Raw genomic sequence first — 26842 nt, 5'->3', positions numbered from 1 at the left:
AACTCAAATGACGAAACCGCAAGGGATTGTCGTTCTCGGCGCCACCGGCAGCGTGGGCGTCAATACGCTGGACGTGGTGGCGCGCCACCCCGAGCGTTACCGGGTGGTGGCGCTGACCGGCAACCGCCAGGTGGATCGCCTGTTCCAACAGGCTTTGCAATTCCGGCCTGCCTACGTGGTGACCGGCGACGCCGCGTCCGCCGACGCTCTGCGCGGCCGGCTGGCCGAGGCGGGGGTGAACGCCGAGGTGCTGCACGGCCCGGCCGCGCTGGTCCAGGTGGCGGCCTTGCCGGAGGCCGAGGTGGTGATGGCCGCCATCGTTGGCGCCGCCGGTCTGCCGTCCGCCATGGCGGCGGCGCGCGCCGGCAAGCGCATCTTGCTGGCCAACAAGGAATCCCTTGTGGTGGCCGGCCGTCTGTTCATGGACGCGGCGCGCCGCCACGGCGCGACCCTACTGCCGGTGGACAGCGAGCACAGCGCCATCTTTCAATCGCTGCCCCACGACTACGCCGGCAATCTGGACGCCGCCGGCATCCGCAAAATCATTCTCACCGCTTCCGGCGGCCCCTTCCGCCAGTCTTCGGCCGAGGACTTGCTGCGCGTGACTCCGGACGACGCCTGCCGCCACCCCAATTGGGTGATGGGGCGCAAGATTTCCGTCGATTCCGCCTCGCTGATGAACAAGGGCCTGGAGGTGATCGAGGCGCACTGGCTGTTCTCCGCGCCGCCGGAGCGCATCGACGTGGTGGTGCATCCGCAAAGCGTGATTCATTCCATGGTGCAGTATCGCGATGGCTCGGTGATGGCCCAGCTGGGTTCGCCGGACATGCGCACGCCCATCGCCTGCGCGCTGGCCTGGCCGGAGCGCATCGAGGCGGGCGTGGGTTCGCTGGACTTTTTCTCGCTGTCCAACCTCACTTTCGAAGCGCCGGACCTGGAGCGCTTCCCCTGTCTGAAGCTGGCTTTCGACGTGCTGCGCCTGGGCGGCGACGCGCCGGCGGTGCTGAACGCGGCCAACGAGGTGGCGGTGGACGCCTTCCTGCATGGGCGGCTGCGTTTCGTCGACATCCCCGCCGTGGTGTCCGCCGCGCTGGACGGCGTCAGCCTGGCCGGCAGCGGCTCGGTCGAGGCCTTGCTGGCCAAGGATGAGGAAGCGCGCGCCTTCGCACTGCAGCGGGTGGCCGCATGCTGACCCTGCTCGCCTTCCTGGTGGCCATCGGCGTGCTGGTGACCTTCCACGAACTGGGCCACTACTGGGTGGCCCGCTGGTGCGGCGTTAAGGTGCTGCGGTTTTCCATCGGCTTCGGCAAGCCGCTGTGGACTTACTGGCGCAAGGGCACCGAGTGGGTGATCTGTCCGATTCCGCTGGGCGGCTATGTGCGCATGCTGGACGAGCGCGAAGGCCCGGTGACGGAAGAACTGCGCCCGCAGGCCTTCAATAATCAGCATGTGTTGAAGCGCATCGCCATCGTCGCCGCCGGCCCGCTGGCCAATCTCTTGCTGGCGGTGCTGCTGTACTGGGTGGTGATGGGCCAGGGCGTGACCCAGGTCAAGCCTCTGGTTGGCACGGTGGTGGCGCAGACGCCGGCCGCGGCGGCCGGCTTCGCGCCCGGCGACCGCATCCTGAGCGTGGCCGGCCAGCCGGTGGCCAACTGGCAGCAGATCCGTCTCGCCCTGGTGGAGGCGGCGATGTCGCCGGACGCCACCGTGGTGCAGGTGGAAACCGCGGCCGGCGCCAAGGCCGATCGCCGCATCGACCCCGCCCGCTTCGGCGACAAGGCGGTGACCGCGATGCAACAGGGCAACACCGGCCTGACGCCGGGGCGTTTCCTGCCGGTGATAGGCGCGCTGGAGGAGGGCGGCGCCGCGCAAAGCGCCGGCCTCAAGCCGGGCGACAAGCTGCTGGCGCTCAACGGCCAGGCGCTGAACAGCTGGGAAGGCTGGGTGGCGCAGGTGCGCAACAGCCCGGGGCGCGATCTGGACGTGAAAGTCCAGCGCGGCGCGGAGACGCTGAACATCAAAGTGCGGCCGCAGGCGCACCAGCAGGACGGCGAAGTGGTGGGGCGCATCGGCGCCGCGCCGCAGCCGGACGCCGGCTGGGGTCGTCAGTTGCTGTACACCGAACACTATTCCGCGGCGCAGGCGGGTTTGGCCGCCTTGGCCAAGACCTGGGACACCAGCTGGATGAGCGTCAAGTTCATGGGACGCATGTTGATGGGCCAGGCCTCGCTGGATAATCTGTCCGGCCCGCTGACCATCGCCAACGTCGCCGGCCAGACCGCGCGAGAGGGCCTGACGCCTTATCTGGAGTTCCTGGCGCTGATCAGCATCAGCATAGGCGTGCTGAATCTGCTGCCGATTCCAGTTCTGGATGGCGGGCACTTAATGTATTATGTCGCGGAGTTGATCAGAGGCCGCCCCGTCAGTGAGCGGGCGCAATTGTTCGGACAAAAAATTGGCTTCATCTTGCTGGCGTCTTTGATGGCGTTCGCTTTGCTGAATGATTTCAGCCGCCTATTTGGGGGTTAAAACCGATCTATGAAATTGAAATTGCTTGCAGCAGCCGTACTGGGCCTGACTTCGGCCTCCATGGCCTGGGCTGCTGATCCTTTTGTCATCAAAGACATTCGCGTTGAAGGCTTGCAGCGCACCGAGCCCGGCACCGTATTCAACTATCTGCCGGTCAAGGTGGGCGACACCTTCAATGACCAGAAGGCCAACGAGGCGATCAAGGCCCTGTTCGCCACCGGCTTCTTCAACGATGTGCGCATCGAATCGCGCGACAGCGTGGTGATCGTGGCCGTGGCCGAGCGCCCGGTGGTCAGCCAGCTCAACATCAACGGCGCCAAGGAGTTCAGCAAGGACCAGCTGAAAAAGGCCTTGAAGGACAACGGCTTCGCCGAGTCGCTGATCTTCGATCAGGCGCTGCTGGACGGCGCGGTGCAGGAACTCAAGCGCCAGTATTACAGCCGCGGCAAGTACTCGGTGGAAGTGACCCCGTCGGTGACCAAGCTGGAACGCAACCGCGTGGCGGTGACGCTGGACATCAACGAGGGCGTGACCGCGCGCATCAAGGAAATCCGCATCGTCGGCGCCAGCGCCTTCAAGCAGTCCGACCTGGTGGACCAGTTCAGCCTGACCACCGGCGGCTGGCTGTCCTGGGTGACCAAGGACGACCAGTACTCCAAGCAGAAACTGACCGGCGATCTGGAAAAGCTCAAGGCCTTCTATCAGAATCAGGGCTATCTGGAATTCAACATCGACTCCACCCAGGTGTCGATCAGCGCCGACAAGCAGGACATGTTCCTGACGGTGAATATTCACGAAGGCAAGAAGTTCACCATCTCCGACATCAAGCTGGCCGGCGACCTCAAAGTGCCGGAAGCCGATCTGCGCAAGCTGATCCAGGCCAAGGCCGGGGACACTTTCAACAATGAAAGAATCACCGAGTCGGTGAAGTCGCTGAGCGACCGCCTGGGCCAGGCCGGCTACGCCTTCGCCAACGTCAACGTGCTGCCCGACATCGACCACGACAAACAGACCGTGGCCTTCACCTTCTTCGTGGATCCGGGCCGCAAGACCTATGTGCGCCGCGTCAACATCGCCGGCAACACCAAGACCCGCGATGAAGTGATCCGCCGCGAACTGCGCCAGCTGGAAGGCGCGCCTTACGGCGCCGACAAGATCAAGCGCAGCAAGGAGCGCGTGGAGCTGCTGGGTTATTTCGAGGACGTCAACATCGAAACCCCGGCGGTGCCGGACGCCGCCGACCAGGTGGATATGAACATCAGCCTGAAGGAACGCTCCACGGGCAGCGTGTCCGCCGGCATCGGCTTCGTGCAGGGCGAGGGCGTGCAATTGTCCGCCAACCTGTCGCAGAGCAATATTTTCGGCTCCGGCAAGTATATGTCGCTGGGCCTGTCCACCGGCAAGGTGAACAAGAACCTGTCGCTGTCCTTCACCGATCCGTACTTCACGCCGGACGGCGTCAGCCTGGGCTACGACCTGTACAACCGCGTCTACAACCCGGACGCCACCAATATTTCCGCGTACAAGACCAGCACCATCGGCGGCGCGGTGCGCTTCGGGGTGCCGGTGACCGAGTACGACCGCATCAACTTCAGCATCGGCGCGGAAAACACCAAGATCAGCACCTACGACAACAGTCCGCAGCGTTACAAGGACTTCGTCAACCAGTACGGCGCCAGCAACAACACGCTGCTGGGCACCATCAGCTGGGGCCGCGACACCCGCGACAGCGCGCTGTGGCCGACGCGCGGCGCGGTGATCAAGGTGGGCGCGGACGCCGGCCTGCCGGGCGGCGATCTGCAGTACTACCGCCTGACCCATCAGCAGACCTGGTTCTTCCCGCTGACCAAGACCTTCACGCTGATGCTGAACGGCGAGCTGGGCTATGCCGACGGCTACGGCAAGACTTCGCGTCTGCCGTTCTTCCAGAACTTCTACATGGGCGGTCTGGGCTCGGTGCGCGGTTACGACACCAGCAGTATCGGCCCGCGCGACACCAATGGCGACTACCTGGGCGGTACCCGCAAGGCGGTGGCCAACGCTGAAGTGCTGTTCCCCTTCCCGGGAATGAAGGACAATAAGTCGGTGCGCACCAGCCTGTTCTTCGACGCCGGCACCTTGTGGGATCCGTCGGTGGCCGGCAGTTCCGCCGGCGACGGCATGCGCTACTCCGCAGGCGTGGCGTTGACCTGGCTGTCTCCGATCGGACCGATGAAATTCAGTATCGCCAATCCGCTGAAGAAGAAGGACAACGACAAAGTCCAGCGCTTCCAATTCCAGCTGGGTACCGTGTTCTAAAATTGACGGGGTTGTTATATGAAAGCATTGCAATGGGCGGCCGTGCTCTTATCCATGGCCGCCATGTCGGCCCAGGCGGCCGATCTCAAAATGGGCTATGTCAACACCGAGCGCATCTATCGCGAAGCGGCGCCGGCGATCGCCATCCAGAAACGTCTGGACAAGGAGTTCTCCGAGCGGCGCAACGAGCTGAAGAAGATGGAGGCGCGAGCCAAGGAGCTGGAGTCCCAACTGGCCAAGAGCAGCTTGAATTCCGACGACCGCAAGCGCTACGAGCGTGAATACGCGGCCTTGGACCGGGATTACCGGGCCAAGGGCCGCGAGCTGTCCGAGGACTTCAATCAGCGCCGCAACGAGGAGTTCGCTTCGGTGCAGGAGCGGGCCAATCGCGCGCTCAAGCAGCTTGCCGAGCGCGAGCAGTACGACCTGATCCTGCAAGACGTGGTGTATGTGAACCCCAAGTACGACCTGACGCCCAAGGTTCTGAAAGAACTGGACCGCTGAAGGCAGGGCGGGGCGGCGCAAGGGCCGTTCCGAATGCGCGCGGCCATGGCCGCGCGCCAACTCACATTACGGGAGCAAGCCGACCCCAGGTCGGCTTTCGTTTTTGATGGCTTATACCCTCTCATTCATTACCGGGCAGCTGGGCGGCGAACTGGCCGGCCCGGACCTGACGGTGGGCCGCCTGGCGCCGCTGGAAGCGGCCGCGGCCGGCGACATCGCCTTTCTGGCCAATCCCAAGTATCGCAAGCAGCTGGACGACAGCGCCGCCAGCGCGGTGATCGTCGCGCCCAAGATGGCGGAAGAGCTGGCGCAGACCGAGGTCTGGAAGCAGCGCTCCTGGATCGTCGCCGCGGACCCTTATCTCTACTTCGCGCGGCTGGCCGCGCTATTCCACCCGCAGCCGCTGGCCCGCGCCGGCGTGCATCCCAGCGCGGTGCTGGGCGAGGGCGCGCGGGTGGCGGCCAGCGCGGAGGTGCGCGAGCACGTCAGCATCGGCCGCAACGCGGTCATCGGCGAGCGCTGCCGGCTGATGCCGGGCGTGGTGGTGGGCGACGACTGCGTGCTGGGCGACGATGTGGTGCTCTATCCCAACGTCACGCTTTATCACGGCTGCGTGCTGGGCCACCGCGTGGGCGTGCACTCCGGCAGCGTGATCGGCGCCGACGGCTTCGGTCTGGCCTGGGATAAGGATCACTGGTTCAAAATTCCGCAAACCGGCCGCGTCATCATTGAGGATGACGTGGAAATCGGCGCCAACACCACGGTGGACCGCGGCGCGATGGCGGACACCGTGATCCGCAAGGGCGCCAAGGTGGATAATCTGGTGCAGATCGCCCATAACGTGCAGATCGGCGAGCATTCCGCCATCGCCGGCTGCGTCGGCATCGCCGGCAGCGCCAAGATCGGCGCTTATTGCACCGTGGGCGGCGCGGCGATGTTCGTCGGCCACATCGAGATTACGGACAAAACTCATATCGGCGGCGGCACCCTGGTGTCGAAGTCGATCAAGACGCCGGGCACCTACGCCTCGTCTTACCCCTTGCAACCTATGAAAGAGTGGCTGGCCAACGCCGTGCACGTCCGTCATCTGGACGATATGGCCAAGCGGCTCAAGCAGCTCGAGCGCGAGCTCAAAGAAATGAAGAATCAGGAGGAATCCCCCAATGTCTGAACACGCCGTCACCATCGATGTCCGCGAGATCATGCGCTATCTGCCGCATCGCTATCCTTTCCTGCTGGTGGACCGTGTCACCGAGTTCGAGGAAAACAAGCGCATCAAGGCGCTGAAGAACGTCACCATCAACGAGCCGTTCTTCGTCGGCCACTTCGAGCAATACCCGGTGATGCCGGGCGTGCTGATCATCGAGGCGATGGCCCAGGCCGCCGGCATCCTGGCCATCCGCAGCCAGGGCGAGCGCGCCGAGAACGAGCTGTATTTCTTCGTCGGCATCGACAACGCCCGCTTCAAGCGCCAAGTGGTGCCGGGCGACCAGCTGACCTTCGAAGTGGAGCTGATCACCAGCAAGCGCGGCATCGGCAAGTATTCCGCCCGCGCGCTGGTGGACGGCCAACTGGCTTGCGAAGCCGAAATCATGTGCGCCAAGCGCGAGGTGTGATCATGGCCATCCATCCAACCGCCATCGTCGACCCCAAGGCTCAGATCGCCGACGACGTGGAAATCGGCCCTTACACCATCATCGGCCCCAACGTCAGCATCGGCAGCAGCAGCTGGGTGGGCCCTCACGTGGTGATCGAGGGCCACACCGCCATCGGCAAGAACAACCGCATCTTCCAGTTCTGTTCGCTGGGCGCCCAGCCGCAGGACAAGAAGTACGCCGGCGAGCCGACCCATCTGGAAATCGGCGACAACAACACCATTCGCGAATTCTGCACCTTCAACACCGGCACCGCCCAGGACGCGGGCGTGACCCGCGTCGGCAACGACAACTGGGTGATGGCCTATGTGCACGTCGCGCATGACTGCCAGGTGGGCAATAACGTGATCCTGGCCAACAACGCCACGCTGGCCGGCCATGTGCAGCTGGGCGACTGGGTGATTCTGGGCGGCTTCACCAGCGTGCACCAGTTCGCCATCATAGGCGAGCACGCGATGACCGCCTTCGCCAGCGCCGTGGCCCAGGACGTGCCGCCGTTCGTGATGGCGCACGGCAACCGCGCGGTGCCCTCCGGCATCAATGCCGAAGGCATGAAGCGCCGCGGCTTCAGCGCCGAGCAGATCCGCCGCGTGCGGGGCGCCTACAAGACGCTGTACCGTCAGGGTCTGTCCTTCGAGGACGCCAAGGCCGCCATCCTGGAGGAAGCCGCCGCCGGCCACGATGAACTGGCTCCGTTCACCCGCTTCTTTGGCCAGTCCGCCAGAGGCATCATTCGCTGAGATCCATGCCCGACACTTTGTTTAAAAGCAAGCGGGCACTGAAGGTCGCCATGGTGGCTGGGGAAGCCTCTGGCGACCTTCTTGCCGCCCACCTGATGGACGCGCTGCTGGCGCGCTATCCCGACATCGAGTTCGCCGGCATCGGCGGCCCGCGGATGGAGGCCAGAGGCTTTGTCAGCCACGCGCCGCAAAGCCGGCTGGCGGTGATGGGTTACGCCGAGGTGCTCAAGCGCCTGCCGGAACTGCTGCGCATCCGTCGCACCCTGCGTGACCGCCTGATCGCGGAAAAGCCGGACGTTTTCATCGGCATCGACGCGCCGGACTTCAATCTGGACCTGGAGGCCGCGCTCAAGCGCGCCGGCATTCCCACCGTTCACTACGTCAGCCCCTCGGTCTGGGCCTGGCGGCCGGAGCGGGTGCAGAAGATAGGCCGCAGCGTCAGCCATATGCTGTGCTTGTTCCCGATGGAGCCGCCCTTATACCGTCAGGCCGGGGTGCCGGTCACCTATGTCGGCCATCCGCTGGCCAGCGAGATTCCGCTGCGCCCGGACCAGGGCGCGATGCGCGAGCAGCTGGGGCTGCCGCAGCGCGCGCCGGTGTTCACCCTGATGCCGGGCAGCCGCATCGGCGAACTGGAGCACATGGCGCCGCTGTACATCGAAACCGCCAAGCTGCTGCTGAAAAGCTATCCGGACGCCCAGTTCCTGGTGCCGCTGGCCACCCGCCCCACCATGGAGCTGTTCGACCGCATGCTGAGCCGCTGCAAGGGCTGGGATCTGCCCTTGCGCAAGCTGTTCGGCCACGCGCAGATGGCGATGATCGCCAGCGACGCGGTGCTGGTCACCAGCGGCACCGCCACGCTGGAAGTGGCGTTGACCAAGAAGCCGATGGTGATCAGCTACAAGCTGTCCCCGCTGACCTACCGCCTGGTCAAACGCAAGATCCGTCTGCCCTACGTCGGGCTGCCCAATATCCTGTGCGGCCGCTTCGTGGTGCCGGAACTGCTGCAGAAACAGGCCACGCCGGCCAAGCTGGCGGCGGAGATGCAAAGGCTGTACGAAGATCAGGACGCGCGCCGCGAGATGGTGCAGACCTTCACCGAGCTGCATCAGTCGCTGCGCCAGGACACCGCCGCGCTGGCCGCGGACGCGGTGTTGCAAGTGGCGGGGCGGCAATGAGCGGGCTGGATCTGGAGCGGATCGCCGGCGTCGACGAAGCCGGCCGCGGTCCGCTGGCCGGCGCGGTGTTCGCCGCCGCGGTGATTCTGGACCCGGCCAAGCCCATCGCCGGCCTGGCCGATTCCAAGGTGCTGAGCGAGGCCCGCCGCGATGAACTGGCGCCGCTGATCAAGCGCGACGCGCTGGCCTGGTGCATCGCCAGCGCCAGCGTCGAGGAAATCGACACGCTCAACATCCTGCACGCCACCATGCTGGCGATGACGCGGGCGGTGCAAGGCCTGCAGCCGCAGGCGACGCGCGCGCTGATCGACGGCAACCGCGTGCCCAAGGGCCTGCCGGTGCCGGGAGAAGCCATCGTCAAGGGCGACGCCAAGGTGGCGGCCATCTCCGCCGCCTCCATCCTGGCCAAGACCGCGCGCGACGCCGAACTGGTGGCGCTGGACGCCCTGCATCCGCAATACGGCTTCGCCCGCCACAAAGGCTACCCCACCGCCGAACACCTGGCCGCGCTGGAGCAGCACGGCGCCTTGCCGGCGCATCGCAAGAGCTTCGGCCCGGTCAAGGCCTGGCTGTTGCGTCAGCAGGGACAGCTGTTTTGAGCGGCGCGGCCGCCAAATCCTGTTTCCCGCCGGTGGCGCGGTCGGACGCCCGCGTCTTGGTGCTGGGCTCCTTGCCCGGCGACGCCTCCTTGCAGGCCGGCCAGTACTACGCCCATCCCCGCAATCAATTCTGGCCGCTGCTGCAGGCGATCACCGGCCGGCCGCTGGTCGAGCTGGCCTACGCCGAACGCCTGGACGCGCTGCAACAGGCCGGCGTGGCCTTGTGGGACGTGATCGCCAGCGCGCGGCGGCGCGGGAGCCTGGACGCCGACATCCGCGATCAGCAGGCCAACGATCTGCGCGAATTGGCGCAAAGCCTGCCGCGGCTGCGCGCGGTCGCCTTCAACGGCGCCACCGCCGCGCGCGCGGCCGGACAGCTGGACGGCCTGGGGCTGGACATCCTGGCCTTGCCTTCTTCCAGCCCGGCGCATACCCTGGCCTTTGACAGAAAACTTGAAGTTTGGCGGCAACTGGGACGATATTTGTAGTTGACGGCGGGACAATGCGTCGGCCGTCGCGATGAAACCACCTGGGGGAGCGAATATGGGCCATTACTGCATATGGTTTGTCACGCCGGACGACAGCGTGATGCGCCGGGCCGAAGTGGTGATCAACGGCGTGATCCATTGCCATCAGGTGCTGGAGGAGATCGAGGCGCAGCTGGCGGTGGACTGCGGCCTGACCCAGGTGATGATCGTGGACTGGAAACGTTTTGAGACGCCGGAACAGGCCGGTAAGCTCGCTCACGCGGCCTAAGAGCCCGTTTACGATCTGCTGCGCTTTGGCGATACGGCGTTGAAAACAACTTCGAAATGCTCACGTACTGTATGTACGCTCCGCTTTCTCAGCTGTTTTCGCCTTGTCTCGCTCTAGCTCGCAGGATCGTAAACATGCTCTAGGCGGCTAGCTCTTTGGTAGGAGTCAAGCCCGCAGGCGGCCATGCTATCATGGCCGCCTGAATCTTTATGGGGGCGTCGGCGCTATGCATGTATTGGGTTTCGCCGGCTATTCCGGCAGCGGCAAGACCACCTTGCTGGAAAAACTGATTCCCCGTCTGACCGCCCGCGGCCTGCGCGTCGCCGTGGTCAAACATACCCACCACGACGTGGACTGGGACACGCCGGGCAAGGACAGCTGGCGGCATCGCCAGGCCGGCGCCGCGCAAGTGCTGTTGGCCTCGGCCCGCCGCCGCATGCTGGTGGAGGAGTTGGCGGACAGCAACGATCTGCCGCTGGCCGCCCACCTGGCCATGCTGAGCCCTTGCGATCTGGTATTGGCCGAAGGCTTCAAACATGAAGCCATTCCCAAGATAGAAGTGGTCAACAGCGCGCTGGCCGCGCCGGCGCTGCATCCGCACGATGGACAGGTGCTGGCCGTGGTCGGCGATCTGCCGCAAACGCTGGACCTTCCCTGGTTTCACCGCGACGACGTCGACGCCGTCGCCGCCTTCCTGATTTCACGATTGGATCTGCCCCATGCTGAGCTTTGAACAAGCCCGTGACTGGCTGCTGGAGCGCGCCCAGCCGCTGAGCGCCACCGAACAAGTCGAATTGCTGGCCGCCGCCGGCCGCGTGCTGGCCGAGCCTGTGCTGGCCACGCTGGACGTGCCGCCGCACGACAATAGCGCGATGGACGGCTACGCCTTGCGCGCCGACGAACAAGCGGCGGCGATGCCGGTGTCGCAGCGGGTGCCGGCCGGCAGCGTGCCGCAGGCATTGATTGCCGGCAGCGTGGCGCGCATCTTCACCGGCGCGCCCATTCCGCCCGGCGCGGACGCCGTCATCATGCAGGAACAGGCGGAAACCGCCGCCGACGGCACGGTGAGCTTCAGCCAGCCGGCCAGCGCCGGCCAGAACATCCGCCGTCGCGGCGAGGACATCCGCGCCGGCCAGGAAATCCTGCCGGCCGGCAAAGTGCTGAACCCGGCCGACATCGGCCTGGCCGCGTCCATCGGCGTGGAAACGCTGACGGTGCGCCGCCCGCTGCGGGTGGCGGTGTTCTTCACCGGCGACGAACTGGTGGAGCCGGGCCGGCCGCTGGCCGCCGGCCAGATCTACAACTCCAACCGCTACTGGCTGACGCCGGCGCTGATGCGCCTGGGCTGCGAGGTGATCGATCTGGGCATCGTCCGCGATTCCCTGGGCGCCACCCGAGAGGCGCTGCGCGACGCCGCCGACGCCGCCGACGTGATCATGACCTGCGGCGGGGTGTCGGTGGGCGAGGAAGACCACGTCAAGGCCGCGGTGGAGGCCGAGGGCTCGCTGGACCTGTGGAAACTGGCGATCAAGCCGGGCAAGCCGCTGGCTTACGGCAAGGTGGGGCAGGCGGACTTCATCGGCCTGCCGGGCAATCCGGTGTCCGGCTTCGTCACCTTCCAGGTGCTGGCGCGCGCCTTTCTGGAACGGCGCGCCGGCCTGCCGGTCTCGGCGCTGGCGCCGGAAGGCCCGTATCCGGCGGCCTTCGACTGGACCCGGCCGGACGCGCGCCGCAGCGAGTTCATCCGCGTGCGGCGCGTGTGCGTCGACGGCCGCTGGCAGCTGGAACTGTACCCGCAGCAAGGCTCCGGCGTGCTGATGTCCTGCGCCTGGGCCGACGGCCTGGTGCGGCTGGAGCCGGGCCAGGCGGTGGCGCGCGGCGACATGCTGGCCTATCTGCCGCTGGTGCAGTAAGCCGTGCCCACCATCCGCTTCGTCGATGACAAGGGCGCGCTGCTCGGCGAGCAGCAGGCCATGCCCGGAGACAATCTGCTGGACCTGGCGCGGCTGGCGGACGTGCCCCTGCATTGGCGTTGCGGCCAGGGCACTTGCGGCACCTGCAAGGTGAGGCTGGCGACGCCGGAGGCGGAGCAGCGGCCTAGCCGCAAGGAACGCAATGTGCTGCTGCGCGCCGGCGCCATAGACGCCGCTCAGGCCGCCAGCGAATGCTGGACCGAGGCGCGGCCTTGGCGGCTGGCCTGCCACCTGCATCTGAGCGAGGACGATTGGGAAGTGGAGTGTCCGGCGTTTTGAGCGCCAACAAAAAGGGCCCGTAGGGGCCCTTGTTTATGGCATTGGGCGCTCAAGCGCTCCTGCGGTACAGCGCGATCGACCCCGCCAAGGCCAGCAAGGCGCCGCCGCTGATCCGGTTCAGCCACTTCACGCCGTTTTCCCGCCACAGTTGCAGAGACTTCGCGCCCAGCAGCGCGTAGCCGCTCATCGCCAGCACGTCTATCGCCACGATCACGGCGGCCAAGGCCAGGTACTGGGGCAACTGGGCTTCGGCCGGCGAGACGAACTGAGGCAATAGCGCGGACATGAAGAAATAATACTTGGGGTTGCCCATGGCCACGGAAAAGCTCTTGGCGACGGCGGCCCAGCGCGAAGGCTGGCGCGCGGCGTCTCGGATCAAGGCCGGCCCGCCTTTGGCGCGTAGCATCTGCAGGCCGACATAGGCGAGAAAGGCCACGCCCAGCCATTTGACGATCTGAAATAGCGTTTCGGACGCCGCCAGCAGCGCGCCGAAACCCAGACCCACCAACAGCACCAGCAGCAAGTCTGCCAAGACCGCGCCCAGCATGCCGTACAGCGCGTAGCGCAGGCCGAAGCGGGAACCGTTGCTCAGCGCGAGCAAGACCGTGGGTCCCGGGGTGAGAATGCCGACGGACATGATGAAGGCGAAGGCGAGCAGGGTGGCGAAAGTCATGAACAAGTCTCCGTCCGGTATCGATCTCTTAATCCGCGGTCTGCCGCTCGCCGCGCGCTTCGGCCTCGCCGGCCTTGGGTTCCGGACATTCCGGGCGCAGCCAGTGGCGCAGCATGGTCAGGGCCACCGCCAGCAGGGTGGGGCCGATGAACAGGCCTATCACCCCCCAGGCGATCAGGCCGCCGATCACGCCCAGGAAGATCAGCGACAGCGGCATCTGCGCGCCCTGGCTGATCAGCAAGGGCTTCAGGATGTTGTCTATGGTGTTGATCAGCAAGAAGCCCCAGACCAGCAGAAAGATGCCCAGGCCGGTGTTGCCGATGTAAAACACCCAGGCGGCGGCCGGCAGCCAGACGATCAGCGTCGGCATCTGCGCCACCGCGACGATGAAGCAGAGGAAGCCCAGCACCAGCGCGCCGGGCACGCCGGCGATCAAGAGGCCGATCACGCACAGAATGGTCTGCGCCAGCGCGGTGCCCACCACCCCGGTGGTGACGCTGCGTATGGTGCGGGCGATCACGTCCGGCAGTTCGCCGGCCGGCGCGCCGCCCAGCTTGATCACGATCAGCTCCACCATGTCCCACAGCCGGTCGCCGTTGATCAACAGCAGGCCGGACACGATGATGGCCAGCACGATCTCCAGCAGGCTCAGGCTGAGATTGGCGCCGCCGGACAACAGCCACAGCGCGCCCTGGTTCACCGCCGGGCGGATCTTTTCGAAGAAGCCGGGCAGGTCGGCCTGCACGCTGCCCCACAGCTTTTGCAGGCTTTCGCCCACCACCGGGATATTGGCCAGCCAGGCTGGCGCGTTGGGCAGGGTCAGCTGGGTCAGATCATGGGTGAGGCCGGACAGATGGGGCAGGGTGTCCGCCAGCGTCAGCGCCATCAGGCCGATGGGAATGGCCAGCGCCAGCGCCAGCGCCAACACGATGAGCAGGGCGGCCAGCTTGTGGCGCTCCCCCAGTTTTTGCCGCAGCCGGCAATGCAGCGGCCAGGCGGAAATGGCGATGATGGAGGCCCAGGTCAGGGCGCCGAGAAAGGGTTGGATCACGCGCAGGCAAGACATCACCAGCAGGGCGATGATGGCGATCTGGAACACGGCCAGAATGCTGACATTGGAGAACGCTTTATTGATGGCCATGGGGCTCTCGGAAAATGAAAACGGGCCGATCGGAAGATCGGCCCGCTGATTCTGCAATGCAATGGGCGTGAATGCAATTGGCGCTTGCGGCTATTGCGGATTCGCCGCCGCCAAGGTCTTGGCGAAGGCTTCCGCCGGGGTGAAGCCGATCACGCGGTCCGCCTCCTGGCCCAGCTTGTCGAACAGGATGATGCCCGGCGGGCCGAACAGGCCGAAGCGTTTGAGCAGCGCCTGGTGCTCGGCGTTGTTGGCGGTCACGTCGGCCTTGGCCAGCACATAGCCCTGCATCTGGCGGCCGACCGCGGCGTCCGGGAAGGTTTCCGCCTCCATCTCCTTGCAGGACACGCACCAGTCGGCGTAGAAGTCCAGCAGCAGCGGCTTGCCTTCCGTCTTGGCCCTGGCCAGCAGCGCGTCCAGCTGAGCGCTGTTCGCCACCGGCTGGAACACGGCGGCGGCCTTGGCTTCCGCCTGGCCCTGGCCCAGCCAGCGCAAGGGGTAGCGCGGGTTGTCGGCGCCGGCCAGCAGGCCGGCCAATTGGGCCGCGCCTATCAGCAGCAGCGCCACGCCGGCGGCCTTGCCCAGCCGCCGCGGCGCGCCGGCGTTGCCGGGCAGCGCTTCCAGCGCGCCCAGGGACACCGCGCTGCCTATCAGCAGCAAGGCCCACAGCAGCATCACCAGCGCGCCCGGCAGGAAGGGCGTGGCCAGCCAGATGGCCAGGCCCAGCATCACCACGCCGAAGCAGGCCTTGACGGTTTTCATCCAGCCGCCGGCGCGCGGCAGCACCTGGCCGCCGAAGGTGCCGATCAGGATCAGCGGCAGGCCCAGGCCCAGCGCCATCGCGTACAGCGCGGCCCCGCCCAGCGCGGCGTCGCCGGTGCTGCCGATATAGCCCAGCGCCAGCGCCAGCGGCGGCGCGACGCAGGGGCCGATGATCAGCGCGGACAGCGCGCCCATGATGAACACGGTGGCGAACTTGCCGCCGGACATGCGGTTGGAGGTGTCGGCCAGCCGCGACTGCAGCGCAGACGGCAGCTGGATGGTGAACAGATCGAACATGGACAGCGCGAACACCACCATCAGCGCGCTGGCGCTCAGCACCACCGCCGGCTGTTGCAGCCACACGGTCAGCAGCGCGCCGGTGAGGCCGGCGACCACGCCGACCAGGGTATAGGTCAGCGCCAGGCCCTGCACATAGGTGAAGGACAACAGGAAACCGCGGCGGCGGGTCAGCGTTGCGCCCTGGCCGGCAATCAATGAGGAAACGATGGGCAGCAGCGGATACATGCAGGCGGTGAAGGCCATGCCTATGCCCGCCAGCAGAAAGGTGCCCAATGTGGTCAGCCAACCCTGGGCTGCCAGCTCATTGTTGCCGGCCGAGGACTTTCCCTGCGGGGAGGCCTCCGACAGCCATTCGCCCAGCTTGCCGCCGGCGGCCGGCGTGCCGCCCACCTTGAGCTTGTGGGTGTAGGGCGGGTAGCACACGCCGGCGTCGGCGCAGCCTTGCAGTTTGACCTGCAGTTCGAATTCGGCCGGCGCGTTGGGCTGCAGGGGCACGGTCACCACGTTCTTGCCGATGAACACGGTCTGCTTGCCGAAGTACTGGTCGTTCTTTTCCTTGCCGGCGGGGAATTGCGGCGCGCCCACCAGATTGGCCGGCTGGCTGCTGATCTGGGTGCGGTCGCGGTACAGGTAGTAGCCGGGGGCCACGTCCAGCGTCAGCTGAAGCTGGTCGCCGGCGCGCTCAACCTTGGCGGCGAAGGCTTGTTCGGCCGGCAGCAAGTCGTCCTGGTTGACGGCGTGCGCGGGCAGGCTCAAGCCCAGGCAGGCCAGCGTGACCGCGAGCAAGCCCACGATCCGGGATGAGAGTAGCGATAAGTTGATTGGCACGGGATGACTCTATGGTTTATGGTCGTTAGCGTTTGAATGACCGGCGCGCGCAGGCATTGGTTCCATGGCGGCCGGGCGGGGGGCGGAAGGCGGCGGACTTGGTCGCGGCCGCATCTTGCTATGCGAAAACAATATGCATTAAATTCAAATAACGGGCAAACGGTAAGATAGAATATTTATATAAAAACTAGGGCGCAACACCAGACATCATGCGAGAAACGATTCACTTTGCTCATGCCAACAGTTTCCCGGCCTCGGTTTACCGCAAATTCCTGGACGCGCTGGGCGAGCGCTGCCAGGTGGGCTTCCTCGACGCCATCGGCCACGATCCGGCCTATCCGGTCACCGACTGCTGGCCGCATCTGGTGGAGGAAACCATCGCCCACATCGAAAGCCACTATCAGGGCCCTATCGTCGGCGTCGGCCATTCTCTGGGCGGCTTCCTGATGTTCTACGCCGCCTTGCGCCGGCCGGAGCTGTTCAAGCGCATCGTGATCCTGGATTCGCCGCTGATGGGGCCGTTCCGCTCGCGCGGCATCTGGCTGGCCAAGAAGCTGGGCTTCATCGATCGCATCACCCCGGGCGGCAACACCCTGAAGCGGCGCGACAACTGGGCGTCGGTGGCCATGGTTCACGACTACTTCGCCCGCAAGTCCATGTTCGCCCGCTTCGATCCGGACTGCCTGGCCGACTACGCCGAGCACGGCACGGTGGACGACGGCCAGGGCGGACGCAAGCTTAAATTCCGTCCGCGGATCGAACATGACATCTATTGTTCGCTGCCGCATGATTTTCCGCGTTATCGCGGCCAATTGAAAGTGCCGGCGGCTTTTATCGCCGGCGTCGGCTCCGACGTGTTGAAGCCGGCGGACCTGCGCTTCATGCGCAAGCACTTCAATATCCAGGTGCAGATGCAGCAGGGCAGCCATCTGTTTCCGCTGGAACGGCCGGTGGAAACGGCGCGGCGCATCCTGGATCTGCTGGAGGCCTGAGCCGGGATCCGGCGGCGCAAAAAACGGAAGCCCGGGGGCTTCCGTTTTGACTGCGGCTTGCGTTTGAGCGGCGAAGCGCCGCCGCTTCCAGGCGGGCTAGATGGGGCGGATCTCTTGCGGGTAGAGCAGGGCGATATGGGCTCTGCCTTCGGAGCGGTCGGTCAAGAACAGCTGGGCCAACAACAGATGCTGTTCCGGCAGGGAGTTCAGGTCGGTCTTGATCTTGTCGAACAGTTCGGCCTTGTAAGTGGCTTGGTCGCGGCCACCGGCTTTGCTGGAATAGGTTTTCAGCGCCCAAGCATGGCCGACATGGGCCAGCTCGGGGTTGCTCAGTCCCAGTTTGTTATAAATGACGCCTTTGGCGTCCGAGCCGTCCTCGTCGGAGTAAGCGAGCAGGGAGAAGCTAGGGCCGCTGAGATTCAGGGCGGAATTCAGCTTGTCGGCCACGTTTTCGATATAGGGCTCAAAGTAGCAGGTGTATAGCCAGGCAGGCAGCGGGATGGGCGGCTTGATGACGGGCAGTTTGATGTGGGTGGTGGGATAGAACAGGGTGATGGTGGCCTTGCCGCCCTTGCTGTCCGACAGCAAGAGCTTGGCGCCGAAAGCCTCGGCTGGCGACAAGCTGTTCAGTTTGTTGCGAATCTTGTCGAATAGTTCTGCGTTGTAGGCGGCCTGATCGTCGCCTTTGGGCTTGGCCTCGATATAGAGTTTCTGCCAGCCGGCATTGTTCTTCTGGATATTGCCCTGGTTGGCCGGCGCATAAAACACCACGCCCTTGGCCGGATTTTCTTTCTCGTCGGCCACGGCGGCGATAATGTGATGATTGGCCCGCGACAGTTCATCGGTGCGCTGCCTGATCTTCTCCAGCAGCTCATCAATATCATTCTTAAACTCGGCAATATAATCCCAATAGTTCGACATTGAATGACTCCATTGCGGTTGAATGGCGCGGCGGTGTCGCGCTCTGAATGGATTGTATGTCGGTGGCAAATGTGCGCGGCTGACAAAAGCTGAACGCCGCTTCAGCGACGGCGGGCGGCATGGGCGCTTGGCGTGGGTTCTCAGGGGGCAAAGCAAAACGCCCGACGGAGCCGGGCGTTGAAGTTGGACGACAAGTTTTACTTACAGCATCGCCAGCCGCTGGCGCACGCTGCGCTCGATGCCGGCGGCGTCCAGGCCGCAATCGGCCAGCATGCCGGCCGGGTCGCCGTGCTCCACGTAATCATCCGGCAGGCCCAGTTGCAATACCGGCTTGAGGATGCCCATCGCCTGCATCGCCTCCAAACAGGCCGAGCCGGCGCCGCCCATCACCACGTTTTCCTCCACGGTGATGATCAGATCGTGGCTCTCCGCCAGCCGGCATACCAGTTCCGCGTCCAGCGGCTTGACGAAGCGCATATCGGCCACGGTGGCGTTCAGCGCCTCGGCGGCGGCCAGGGCCGGCGTCACCATGCTGCCGAAGGCGAGGAAGGCCACTTTTTCGCCCTGGCGGCGCAGCCGGCCCTTGCCCAGCGGCAGCGCCGTCATCTCGGCCTGGATCTCGGCGCCGGGGCCGATGCCGCGCGGATAGCGCACCGCGGCCGGGCTGTTCATCTGGAAGCCGGTGTACAGCATCTGCCGGCATTCGTTCTCGTCCGAGGGCGCCATCACCGTCAGATTGGGAATGCAGCGCAGGAAGGACAGATCGAAGGCGCCCGCGTGGGTGGGGCCGTCCGCGCCCACCAGGCCGGCGCGGTCGATGGCGAACAGCACCGGCAGATTCTGCAGCGCCACGTCGTGGATCAGCTGGTCGTAAGCGCGCTGCAGGAAGGTGGAGTAGATCGCCACCACCGGCTTGACGCCGTCGCAGGCCAGGCCGGCGGCGAAGGTGACCGCGTGCTGTTCGGCGATGGCCACGTCGTAATAGCGGTCCGCGTGCTCCTGCTCGAAGCGCACCAGGCCGGAGCCCTCGCGCATCGCCGGGGTGATGCCCACCAGGCGCGGGTCGCGCTTGGCCATGTCGCAGATCCAGTCGCCGAACACCTGGGTGTATTGCGGCTTGCCGCCGGCCTTGCCGCTGGCCAGGCCGTTGCTGGGGTCGAACTTGGTGACGCCGTGGTATTTGACCGGGTCGCTCTCCGCCAGCTTGTAGCCGTGGCCCTTCTTGGTGACGATGTGCAGGAACTGCGGGCCCTTGAGGCTGCGGATATTGCTCAGGGTGTCCACCAGCACGTCCACGTCGTGACCGTCGATCGGGCCGATGTAGTTGAAACCGAATTCCTCGAACAGGGTGCCGGGGGTGAAGAAGCCCTTGACGTGCTCCTCCACCTTGCTGGCGATCTCCTTCAGCGGCGGGGCGATGCCCAGCACCTTGCTGGAGCCTTCGCGCATCGCCGCGTAGAAGCGGCCGGACATCAGCTTGGCCAGGTAGTTGTTCAGCGCGCCGACATTGGGCGAAATCGACATCTCGTTGTCGTTGAGCACCACCAGCAGATCGGTGTCCATCGCGCCGGCGTTGTTGAGGGCCTCGAAGGCCTGGCCGGCGGTCATGGAGCCGTCGCCGATGATGGCCACGCACTTGCGCTCAATGCCCTGGGTCTTGGCGGCCACCGCCATGCCCAGCGCCGCGCCGATGGAGGTGGAGGAATGGCCGACGCCGAAGGTGTCGTACGGCGATTCGTCGCGCTTGGGAAAGCCGGCCAGGCCGCCTTTCTGGCGCATGCTGCCCATGCGCTCGCGGCGGCCGGTCAGAATCTTGTGCGGGTAGGTTTGATGGCCCACGTCCCACACCAGGCGGTCGTCCGGGGTGTTGAACACATAGTGCAGGGCGATGGTCAGCTCGATGCTGCCCAGGTTGGAGGCGAAGTGGCCGCCGGTCTTGCTGACGCTTTCCACCAGGAAGTCGCGCAGTTCCGTGGCCAGCGGCGCAAGCTGCTGGCGCGACAGCTTGCGCAGGTCGGCGGGGCTTTGAATGGTCTCGAGCAAGGGATACATAGTTTTCTGCTTCTCAGAACGAGCGCGCGACGATGTAGTCGGCCAGTTCCTTCAATCGTTGGGCGGAATCGCCAAATCCTTCCAGCGCGGCAAACGCCTCGTCGCGCAAGTCGCGGGCAAACTGCTTGGCTTCGGACAGCCCCATCAGGCTGACGTAGGTGGGCTTGTCGTGGGCGGCGTCCTTGCCGGCGGTCTTGCCCAGGGTGGCGGTGTCCGCTTCGCAGTCCAGCACGTCGTCCACCACCTGGAAGGCCAGGCCCATGCGCTTGGCGAACACGTCCAGGCGGGCGGTCTCGTCTTCGCTCAGCGGCCGGCCGGCCATGGCGCCCAGCAGCACCGACGCGCGGATCAGCGCGCCGGTTTTCAGCAAATGCATATACTCCAGCTCAGGCTGATTCAGCGCCTTGCCCACGCTGGCCAGATCGATGGCCTGGCCGCCGGCCATGCCGGCGTGGCCGGCGGCGCGCGCCAGCGTATGCGTCATCGCCAGCTGGGCGGAGGCCTCCACGCCGGCCATGGGCGCGGAGAGCACGTCGAAAGCCAGGGTTTGCAGCGCGTCGCCCACCAGGAGCGCGGTGGCCTCGTCGTAAGCCACGTGGCAAGTGGGCTTGCCGCGGCGCAGCACGTCGTCGTCCATACAGGGCATGTCGTCGTGCACCAGGGAATAGACGTGGACCATCTCCAGCGCGGAGCCGATGCGGGCCAGATTGTCGGCCGAGGCGCCCACCAGTTCGCCGGCGGCGAACACCAGCAGCGGGCGCACCCGCTTGCCGCCGCCCAGGCAGACGTAGCGCATCGCTTCGTGCAATTTTTGCGGCGTGTGCTGGGGGGAGGGCAGCAGGCGCTCCAGCGCGCCTTCCACTTGCTGCTGGATCTCGGTCATCCAGGCCATGAACGGTTTATTGTCCATTGGACAATTCCAGCGGTTTGAGTTCGTTGTTTTCCAGGATTTTCAGCTGCTGTTCCGCGTCGGCCAGTTTGGTCTGGCAGAACTTGATCAATTCTATGCCCTGCTTGTAGGAGCCGAGCGCCGTTTCCAGCGGCATGTCGCCGCTTTCCATCGCCTGGATGATGTCTTCCAGTTGGGCCAGTGCGGTTTCGAAACTGGCCGGCGCTTTGCTGGCTTTAGCCATGGCGTTTTCCTTATTGTGCTTTGTGGTGGCCGGGCCGTGCGTGTTCTATCGGTGTCGCGAGGGCGCGGGCGGCTCTTTAAGGCCGTCATTCTAGTCCAATTTCCCGGTGCGGCGACAGAGGCGATTGAGCGCTTTTGGCAAGCGCGAATGCCGTGGAGATGCCGGCGGCGCGGAAAGTGAACGCGCCTAGCGGACAATTCCCCGCCGCCCGCATTTGCGGTAGGGTGTCGCCAATTGAAAACGACAGGGGCCAGCATGCATTCGCAACCATCCATTCTGATCACCGGCTGCTCCAGCGGCATCGGCTACCACACCGCCGTCATCCTGGCCCAGCGCGGCTGGCGCGTGATCGCCAGCTGCCGCGCCGCCGCCGACGTGGAGCGCCTGCGCAGCGAGGGCATGACTTGCATCCGGCTGGACGTGGACGACGCCGATTCCATCCGCGACGGCCTGGCCCAGGCGGTGGAGCTGGCCGGCGGCCGCCTGGACGCCTTGTTCAACAACGCGGGCTTCGGCCAGCCGGGCGCGGTGGAGGACATCAGCCGCGCGGCGATGCGCGAGCAGTTCGAAACCAATCTGTTCGGCCCCTGGGAGCTGAGCAACGCCGCGCTCAAAGTGATGCGCGCCCAGGGCCATGGCCGCATCGTGTTCAACAGCTCCATTCTGGGCTTCGCCGCCATGCGCTGGCGCGGCGCTTACAACGCCAGCAAGTTCGCGATGGAAGGCCTGTGCGACACCCTGCGCCACGAGCTGCACGGCACCGACATCCATGTGTCCCTGGTGGAGCCGGGGCCGATAGAAAGCCGTTTCCGCCCCAATGCGCTGGCGCGTTTCCTGAAGAACGTGGACATCGACGCCAGTTTTCACCGCGAGGCCTATCAGCAGCAGCTGGCGCGGCTGAAGAAAGAGGGCCACGCCGCGCCGTTCACCCTGCCGGCCAGCGCGGTGGCGGAGGCGGTGCACCGCGCCATCACCGCGGCCAAGCCGGCGGCGCGCTACCGGGTGACTTTCCCCACCAAATTGTATTGGTGGCTGCGTCGCCTGCTGCCAACCCGTTGTTTTGACTGGGCATTGCGCGCGGCCACCTGAGACGGCGCCAAGTCCTTGGCTTAGCATGAGTTTTTCTATGCATAGACATGTATTTTCTTTGATGCCATTTTGATAGTTTCTTGTTGATCTAGCCTGCGGATTCGCTTTACAGTCACGGCACTTGCTCATGGCATTTCCTCATGCCGGAGCAGGCATAACAATAGAGACGCCGGGTTTCCCGGCTCCGTGACACAAAGGAGTAAGCGAGATGAATCGCTGGAAATGGCTGCCCCTGCTGCTGGCGGGGGCGGGCCTGCTCGCGTCCGCGCAAGCGGCCGATATGAGCAAGACGCTAAAGGTGTCCTTCCTGGCGCCCGAGACCGGATTCGACCCGGCCAAGATGAGCGATATTTATTCGCTGGGCGTGATCGAGAACATTTTCGACAACCTGCTCAGGTACGACTACCTGGCGCGGCCGCTCAAGCTCAAGCCGGGCACCGCCGTGGCCCTGCCGGAGATATCGGCGGACGGCCAGGTGTTCACCTTCAAGGTCCGGCCCGGCATTTATTTTGCCGACGACCCGGCCTTCAAGGGCAAGAAGCGCGAGCTGACCGCGGCGGACTACGCCTACAGCATCAAGCGCTTCGCCGACCCCAAGGTCAGCTCGCCCAACGCCACTTCCTATACCGACTACGTGCTGGGATTGGCGGAGGCGGGCAGCGCCGCCAGCAAGAAAGGGCGCTTCGACTACGACAAGCCTATCGAAGGCATCAAGGCGCTGGACCGCTACACCCTGCAGCTGACGCTGAAAAAGCCCAATTACAACTTCCTCTACACCGTGGCCGCCAAATTCAGCGGCGCGGTGGCGCGCGAGGTGATTGAAACCTACGACAGCAACACCAACGCCCACCCTGTGGGCACCGGGCCGTTTGTGCTGAAGGAATGGAAGCCGGGCAACCGCATCATCCTGGAAGCCAATCCCGGCTACCGCAAGGAAGTGTTCGCCGACGAACCGGCCGCCGACGCGCCGCCGCAGGACCGCGAAATCGCCGAGCAACTGCGCGGCAAGACCCTGCCTGTCATCGGCCGCGTGGACATCAAGGTGATAGAAGAAGAACAGCCGCGCTGGCTGTCCTTCCTCAACAAGCAGATCGACTACATCGGCGTGCCCAAGTCCGCCATCCCGTCCACCGTGCACAGCAGCGAGGCCAACCCCTTCCAGGCCAGCCTCAACCCGACGCTGGCGCAGCGCGGCATCCGCCTGCACCACAATCTGGGCATGGACCTGACTTACGCCTTCTTCAATATGCGTGACCCGGTGGTGGGCGGCTACAGCAAGCAAAAGATCGCCTTGCGCCGCGCCATCGCCATGGCCTACCCCAGCAAGGAAGTGATCAAGCTCTTGTACAGCGGCCAGGCCATCCAGCTGCAAAACCTGGTGCCCTTGAACATGGTGGGCAACGATCCGCGTTTTCACGGCGCGGCGGACTTCGATCCGGCGCTGGCCAACGCGCTGCTGGACCAGGCCGGCTACAAGATCGGTCCCGACGGCTACCGCCGCCAGCCCAACGGCCAGCCGCTGCTGATCACCCAGGCCACCCAGGGCAGCGCTTTCGACAAGCAGTTCAACCAGATCTGGCAGAAGGCCTTTGACAGCATCAAGCTGCGCGTCACCTTCAAAGTGGCCAAATGGAATGAAAACCTCAAGGCCGCCTACGCCGGCAAGGTGCAGATGTGGTCCTTGGGCGGTTCCGCCGCCATTCCGGACGGCGACGATTTCGTCACCGGCCTGTGGACCAAGCAGATCGGCATCGGCAACCTGCCCTTCTTCAGCCGGCCGGAGTTCGACAAGGCTTATGAGGCGTCGCAAGTGCTGCCCAACGGGCCGGAGCGCGACGCGCTGTTCGACCGCATGAACCGGGTGGTGGCCGCTTACCAGCCCTATGTGTTGGGCGTGACCCGCTTCGAAAACGTCGTCAGCCACGACTATCTCAAGGGTTACAAGCCGCATCCGCTGGCCACGATTGGGGTGTCCTGGCGTTATGTCGACATCGACCTGAGCAAGCGCCGCTAAGCGCCTTGATCCGGGGCGCAGCCGCGCCGCTATATTCTGGAGAAGCAGATGTTCAATTTCATCATCCGCCGAATCTGGCAGATGGTGCCGACGATGTTCGGCGTCATGCTGCTGGTGTTCGTGCTGTTCAACTGGGTGGGCGGAGACCCCACCTACATCCTGGCCGGCAAACGCCTGACGCCGGAAATCATGGCCAATATCCGCGCCCAGCTGGGCCTGGACCTGAGCCTGCCGCAGCAGTTCTGGCTCTTCGTCAAGCAAGTGGCCACCTTCGACTTCGGCACCTCCTGGTCCACCCAGCAGTCCGTCACCGCCACGCTGGCTTCGCGCATCGGCCCCTCGCTGACGCTGACCGGCACCTTGCTGGTGTTCGAACTGCTGACCGCGCTGCCCATCGCCATCGTCGTGGCTTACTACCGCGGCACGCTGACCGACCGCATGGTGACGCTGATCTGCACCGTGGCCATGTCCGTCAGCTCGCTGGCCTACATCATCGTCGGCCAATACCTGCTGGCCTTCAAACTGGACTGGTTCCCGGTGATGGGCTGGGACGACGACAGCCTGCTGCGCAGCTTGCTGATCTATGTGCCGCTGCCGCTGATCCTGGGCATGCTGGTGTCGCTGGCGCCCAATGTGCGCTTCTACCGCAGCTTCGTGGTGGAAGAACTGGGCCACGACTACGTGCGCACCGCGCGCGCCAAGGGTTTGTCGGAAAAAACCGTGCTGTTCAAGCACGTGCTGCGCAACGCGCTGATCCCGGTGGTCACCGCGGTGATGATGTCCTTGCCCTTCCTGGTGCTGGGCTCGATGCTGCTGGAGCGCTTTTTCGGCATTCCCGGCATGGGCAATGAACTGCTGATGGCGGTGGACAAGAGCGATTTCCCGGTGATCAAGGCCATTACCGTGACCATCGCCGCCGCCGCCATGGTGTTCAACCTGCTGGCCGACATCATCTACAAGTGGATCGATCCACGCGTGCAACTCAAGTGAGCGCGGAGCACAAGACATGACAACATTGCAAAACACCGCCGGCGCGCCGCCGGCCGCCCCCTCGCGCAGCCTGTGGGCGCTGGGCTGGCAACGCTTGAAGCGCGACCGCATCGGCTTCGTCTCCCTGTGGGTGGTGGCCGCCTTCATGCTGCTGGCCGCCGCCGGCTGGCTCAATCTGGCCGGCCGCGGCTGGAACGACGAAATCGCCGCCTCCTACGCGCCGCCCACTTTATTGCTGGAGAAATACCGCCAGCAGGAAACGCCGGCCGCGGCCGGCGGCCACTCCACCGCCATCGTGCCCACCGAACGCTTGAAACCGTCGGAAGATCCCATTCACGACTGGCTGGAAGCCGCGCGCCCGCACGCCGCCCAGTACGCGGTGCCGGAAGTGAAGAAAGTGGCGTCGCTGACCTTTGGCGCGGACCAGCGCGGCCGCGACATCCTGGACAAGGTGATCAAGGGCACCGCCACTTCGCTGCTGGTGGGCTTCTTCGGCGCGCTGCTGTCCATCCTGATCGGCACCTCGCTGGGCGCGATGGCCGGCTATTTCGGCCGCAAGGTGGACGACTTCCTGATGTGGTTCTACAGCGTGTTCACCTCGGTGCCGGACATGCTGCTGCTGCTCGCCTTCGCCGCCGTGGCCGGGCGCGGCATCGCCACCGTCATTCTGGTGCTGTCGCTGACCAGCTGGACCGGCACCTTCCGCCTGGTGCGCGCCGAGTTCATCAAGAACCGCTCGCGCGAGTACGTGCAGGCGGCGGACGCGATCGGCGCCAGCCATAGCCGCCGCATGTTCATCCACATCCTGCCCAATGTCTCCCATCTGCTGCTGGTGCAGTTCTCCCTCTTGATGGTGGGCCTGATCAAGTACGAAGTGATCCTGTCCTTCCTGGGCTTCGGCGTGGACGTGCGCCAAGTGAGCTGGGGCTCCATGCTGGCGGAAGTGCCGGAAGAGCTGTTGCAAGGCTATTGGTGGCAGCTGGCCATGGTGGTGGTGTTCATGTCCACCCTGGTGACCGCCTTCAGCATGTTGACCGATGCGCTGCGCGACGCGCTGGACCCGCGCGCGGCGGCGAAGTGAGCGGGGAGAACAGACTATGACTCAGAACCAGACCCTGCTGTCGGTGCGCAACCTCAAAGTGGCGTTCCGTCAGGAGAACGGCGGCGATTTCCAGGCGCTCAAGGGCGTCAGCTTCGACATCCCGGCCAAGCGCAGCGTAGCCTTGGTGGGCGAATCCGGCTCCGGCAAATCAGTGACCTCCATGGCCATCATGCGCCTGCTGTCGCCGCAGCACGCCAGCATCCACCCGGACAGCCAGATCCTGCTGCAAGGGCGGGATCTGCTCAAGGCCGGCGGCGCCGAGATGCGCGCGCTGCGCGGCAAAGACATCGCGATGATCTTCCAGGAGCCGATGAGCTCGCTGAACCCGGTGTTCAGC

At 65.1% G+C, this 26842-nt stretch carries 27 protein-coding genes; 20 read left to right on the top strand and 7 right to left on the bottom strand.

Features of this window, described 5'->3' with window-relative positions:
* Positions 1-7: 7 nt before the first annotated feature.
* The 14 genes from ispC to DB032_RS08560 all read left to right on the top strand — a co-directional run bounded on the left by ispC (position 8) and on the right by DB032_RS08560 (position 12511).
* Entirely contained in the window at positions 8-1192 is a 1185-nt protein-coding gene (gene ispC / locus DB032_RS08625) for a 1-deoxy-D-xylulose-5-phosphate reductoisomerase (RefSeq protein ID WP_107799113.1), read from the top strand.
* A complete protein-coding gene (rseP, locus tag DB032_RS08620) occupies positions 1186-2529 on the top strand; it encodes an RIP metalloprotease RseP (RefSeq protein ID WP_107799112.1) in 1344 nt (447 codons plus the stop codon). The genes ispC and rseP overlap by 7 nt, the downstream gene beginning before the upstream one ends.
* Positions 2530-2538: 9 nt before the next feature.
* Positions 2539-4827: an outer membrane protein assembly factor BamA gene (bamA, locus tag DB032_RS08615; protein WP_107799111.1), complete on the top strand. Its 2289-nt coding sequence runs from the start codon at positions 2539-2541 to the stop codon at positions 4825-4827.
* A gap of 18 nt (positions 4828-4845) precedes the next feature.
* Positions 4846-5331: an OmpH family outer membrane protein gene (locus DB032_RS08610; RefSeq protein WP_107799110.1), complete on the top strand. Its 486-nt coding sequence runs from the start codon at positions 4846-4848 to the stop codon at positions 5329-5331.
* A gap of 106 nt (positions 5332-5437) precedes the next feature.
* Entirely contained in the window at positions 5438-6502 is a 1065-nt protein-coding gene (gene lpxD / locus DB032_RS08605; protein WP_107799109.1) for a UDP-3-O-(3-hydroxymyristoyl)glucosamine N-acyltransferase, read from the top strand.
* Positions 6495-6947 (top strand): 3-hydroxyacyl-ACP dehydratase FabZ, encoded by a 453-nt coding sequence (gene fabZ, locus DB032_RS08600; protein ID WP_019100286.1) that lies wholly within the window; start codon positions 6495-6497, stop codon positions 6945-6947. Before lpxD ends, fabZ begins: the two co-directional genes overlap by 8 nt.
* 2 nt (positions 6948-6949) lie before the next feature.
* Complete coding sequence (gene lpxA / locus DB032_RS08595) at positions 6950-7726, top strand: acyl-ACP--UDP-N-acetylglucosamine O-acyltransferase (protein ID WP_107801757.1); 777 nt, start codon at positions 6950-6952, stop codon at positions 7724-7726.
* 5 nt (positions 7727-7731) lie between these two features.
* On the top strand, positions 7732-8904 hold the full coding sequence (gene lpxB, locus DB032_RS08590) for a lipid-A-disaccharide synthase (RefSeq protein WP_107799108.1): 1173 nt from the start codon (positions 7732-7734) through the stop codon (positions 8902-8904).
* Entirely contained in the window at positions 8901-9503 is a 603-nt protein-coding gene (gene rnhB, locus DB032_RS08585; RefSeq protein WP_107799107.1) for a ribonuclease HII, read from the top strand. The genes lpxB and rnhB overlap by 4 nt, the downstream gene beginning before the upstream one ends.
* On the top strand, positions 9500-9991 hold the full coding sequence (locus tag DB032_RS08580) for a DNA-deoxyinosine glycosylase (protein WP_107799106.1): 492 nt from the start codon (positions 9500-9502) through the stop codon (positions 9989-9991). Before rnhB ends, DB032_RS08580 begins: the two co-directional genes overlap by 4 nt.
* Positions 9992-10046: 55 nt before the next feature.
* Positions 10047-10259, top strand: a complete 213-nt coding sequence (locus DB032_RS08575) for a hypothetical protein (RefSeq protein ID WP_048411263.1) — start codon at positions 10047-10049, stop codon at positions 10257-10259.
* Between the two features lie 226 nt (positions 10260-10485).
* Positions 10486-10992 carry a molybdopterin-guanine dinucleotide biosynthesis protein B gene (mobB, locus tag DB032_RS08570; protein ID WP_107799105.1) on the top strand — a complete coding sequence of 169 codons (507 nt, stop codon included), beginning with the start codon at positions 10486-10488 and terminating at the stop codon, positions 10990-10992.
* Complete coding sequence (gene glp / locus DB032_RS08565) at positions 10979-12172, top strand: gephyrin-like molybdotransferase Glp (RefSeq protein ID WP_233246667.1); 1194 nt, start codon at positions 10979-10981, stop codon at positions 12170-12172. The genes mobB and glp overlap by 14 nt, the downstream gene beginning before the upstream one ends.
* Before the next feature lie 3 nt (positions 12173-12175).
* The gene (locus tag DB032_RS08560) at positions 12176-12511 is read left to right on the top strand and encodes a 2Fe-2S iron-sulfur cluster-binding protein (RefSeq protein ID WP_107799103.1); all 336 of its coding nucleotides are present in this window, start codon (positions 12176-12178) and stop codon (positions 12509-12511) included.
* A gap of 49 nt (positions 12512-12560) precedes the next feature.
* Here DB032_RS08560 and DB032_RS08555 read toward each other — a convergent pair whose 3' ends face one another.
* From DB032_RS08555 to dsbD, 3 genes are all read right to left on the bottom strand, one after another.
* Positions 12561-13184 (bottom strand): LysE family translocator, encoded by a 624-nt coding sequence (locus DB032_RS08555; RefSeq protein WP_107799102.1) that lies wholly within the window; start codon positions 13182-13184, stop codon positions 12561-12563.
* Between the two features lie 28 nt (positions 13185-13212).
* Complete coding sequence (locus tag DB032_RS08550; protein WP_107799101.1) at positions 13213-14325, bottom strand: AI-2E family transporter; 1113 nt, start codon at positions 14323-14325, stop codon at positions 13213-13215.
* A gap of 90 nt (positions 14326-14415) precedes the next feature.
* Positions 14416-16170, bottom strand: a complete 1755-nt coding sequence (dsbD, locus tag DB032_RS08545; RefSeq protein WP_370445191.1) for a protein-disulfide reductase DsbD — start codon at positions 16168-16170, stop codon at positions 14416-14418.
* Between the two features lie 251 nt (positions 16171-16421).
* Here dsbD and DB032_RS08540 point away from each other — a divergent pair, with 251 nt between their 5' ends.
* Complete coding sequence (locus tag DB032_RS08540) at positions 16422-17204, top strand: alpha/beta fold hydrolase (RefSeq protein WP_107799099.1); 783 nt, start codon at positions 16422-16424, stop codon at positions 17202-17204.
* Between the two features lie 96 nt (positions 17205-17300).
* Here the strand turns inward: DB032_RS08540 and DB032_RS08535 are convergent, their stop codons facing one another.
* The 4 genes from DB032_RS08535 to DB032_RS08520 all read right to left on the bottom strand — a co-directional run bounded on the left by DB032_RS08535 (position 17301) and on the right by DB032_RS08520 (position 21310).
* Positions 17301-18125, bottom strand: a complete 825-nt coding sequence (locus DB032_RS08535) for a hypothetical protein (protein WP_107799098.1) — start codon at positions 18123-18125, stop codon at positions 17301-17303.
* A 201-nt stretch (positions 18126-18326) separates the two neighbouring features.
* Positions 18327-20177, bottom strand: a complete 1851-nt coding sequence (dxs, locus tag DB032_RS08530) for a 1-deoxy-D-xylulose-5-phosphate synthase (protein WP_107799097.1) — start codon at positions 20175-20177, stop codon at positions 18327-18329.
* Between the two features lie 13 nt (positions 20178-20190).
* Positions 20191-21087, bottom strand: a complete 897-nt coding sequence (locus DB032_RS08525; RefSeq protein ID WP_107799096.1) for a polyprenyl synthetase family protein — start codon at positions 21085-21087, stop codon at positions 20191-20193.
* Positions 21077-21310 carry an exodeoxyribonuclease VII small subunit gene (locus tag DB032_RS08520; protein WP_048412271.1) on the bottom strand — a complete coding sequence of 78 codons (234 nt, stop codon included), beginning with the start codon at positions 21308-21310 and terminating at the stop codon, positions 21077-21079. Before DB032_RS08520 ends, DB032_RS08525 begins: the two co-directional genes overlap by 11 nt.
* A gap of 255 nt (positions 21311-21565) precedes the next feature.
* On the opposite strand from DB032_RS08520, the gene DB032_RS08515 reads away from it, so the two are divergent.
* The 5 genes from DB032_RS08515 to DB032_RS08495 all read left to right on the top strand — a co-directional run.
* Entirely contained in the window at positions 21566-22399 is an 834-nt protein-coding gene (locus DB032_RS08515; protein ID WP_107799095.1) for an SDR family NAD(P)-dependent oxidoreductase, read from the top strand.
* A 208-nt stretch (positions 22400-22607) separates the two neighbouring features.
* Positions 22608-24413: an ABC transporter substrate-binding protein gene (locus DB032_RS08510; RefSeq protein WP_107799094.1), complete on the top strand. Its 1806-nt coding sequence runs from the start codon at positions 22608-22610 to the stop codon at positions 24411-24413.
* Between the two features lie 48 nt (positions 24414-24461).
* Positions 24462-25403 (top strand): ABC transporter permease, encoded by a 942-nt coding sequence (locus tag DB032_RS08505; RefSeq protein ID WP_107799093.1) that lies wholly within the window; start codon positions 24462-24464, stop codon positions 25401-25403.
* Positions 25404-25419: 16 nt separating this feature from the next.
* Entirely contained in the window at positions 25420-26484 is a 1065-nt protein-coding gene (locus DB032_RS08500; RefSeq protein ID WP_107799092.1) for an ABC transporter permease, read from the top strand.
* A gap of 16 nt (positions 26485-26500) precedes the next feature.
* Positions 26501-26842 (top strand): ATP-binding cassette domain-containing protein (locus DB032_RS08495; protein WP_146176783.1); only part of this gene is annotated, 342 nt, incomplete at its 3' end.

This window comes from Chromobacterium sp. Panama (assembly GCF_003052555.1).
Lineage (GTDB): Bacteria > Pseudomonadota > Gammaproteobacteria > Burkholderiales > Chromobacteriaceae > Chromobacterium.
This window is presented reverse-complemented; position numbering and strand designations above follow the sequence as displayed.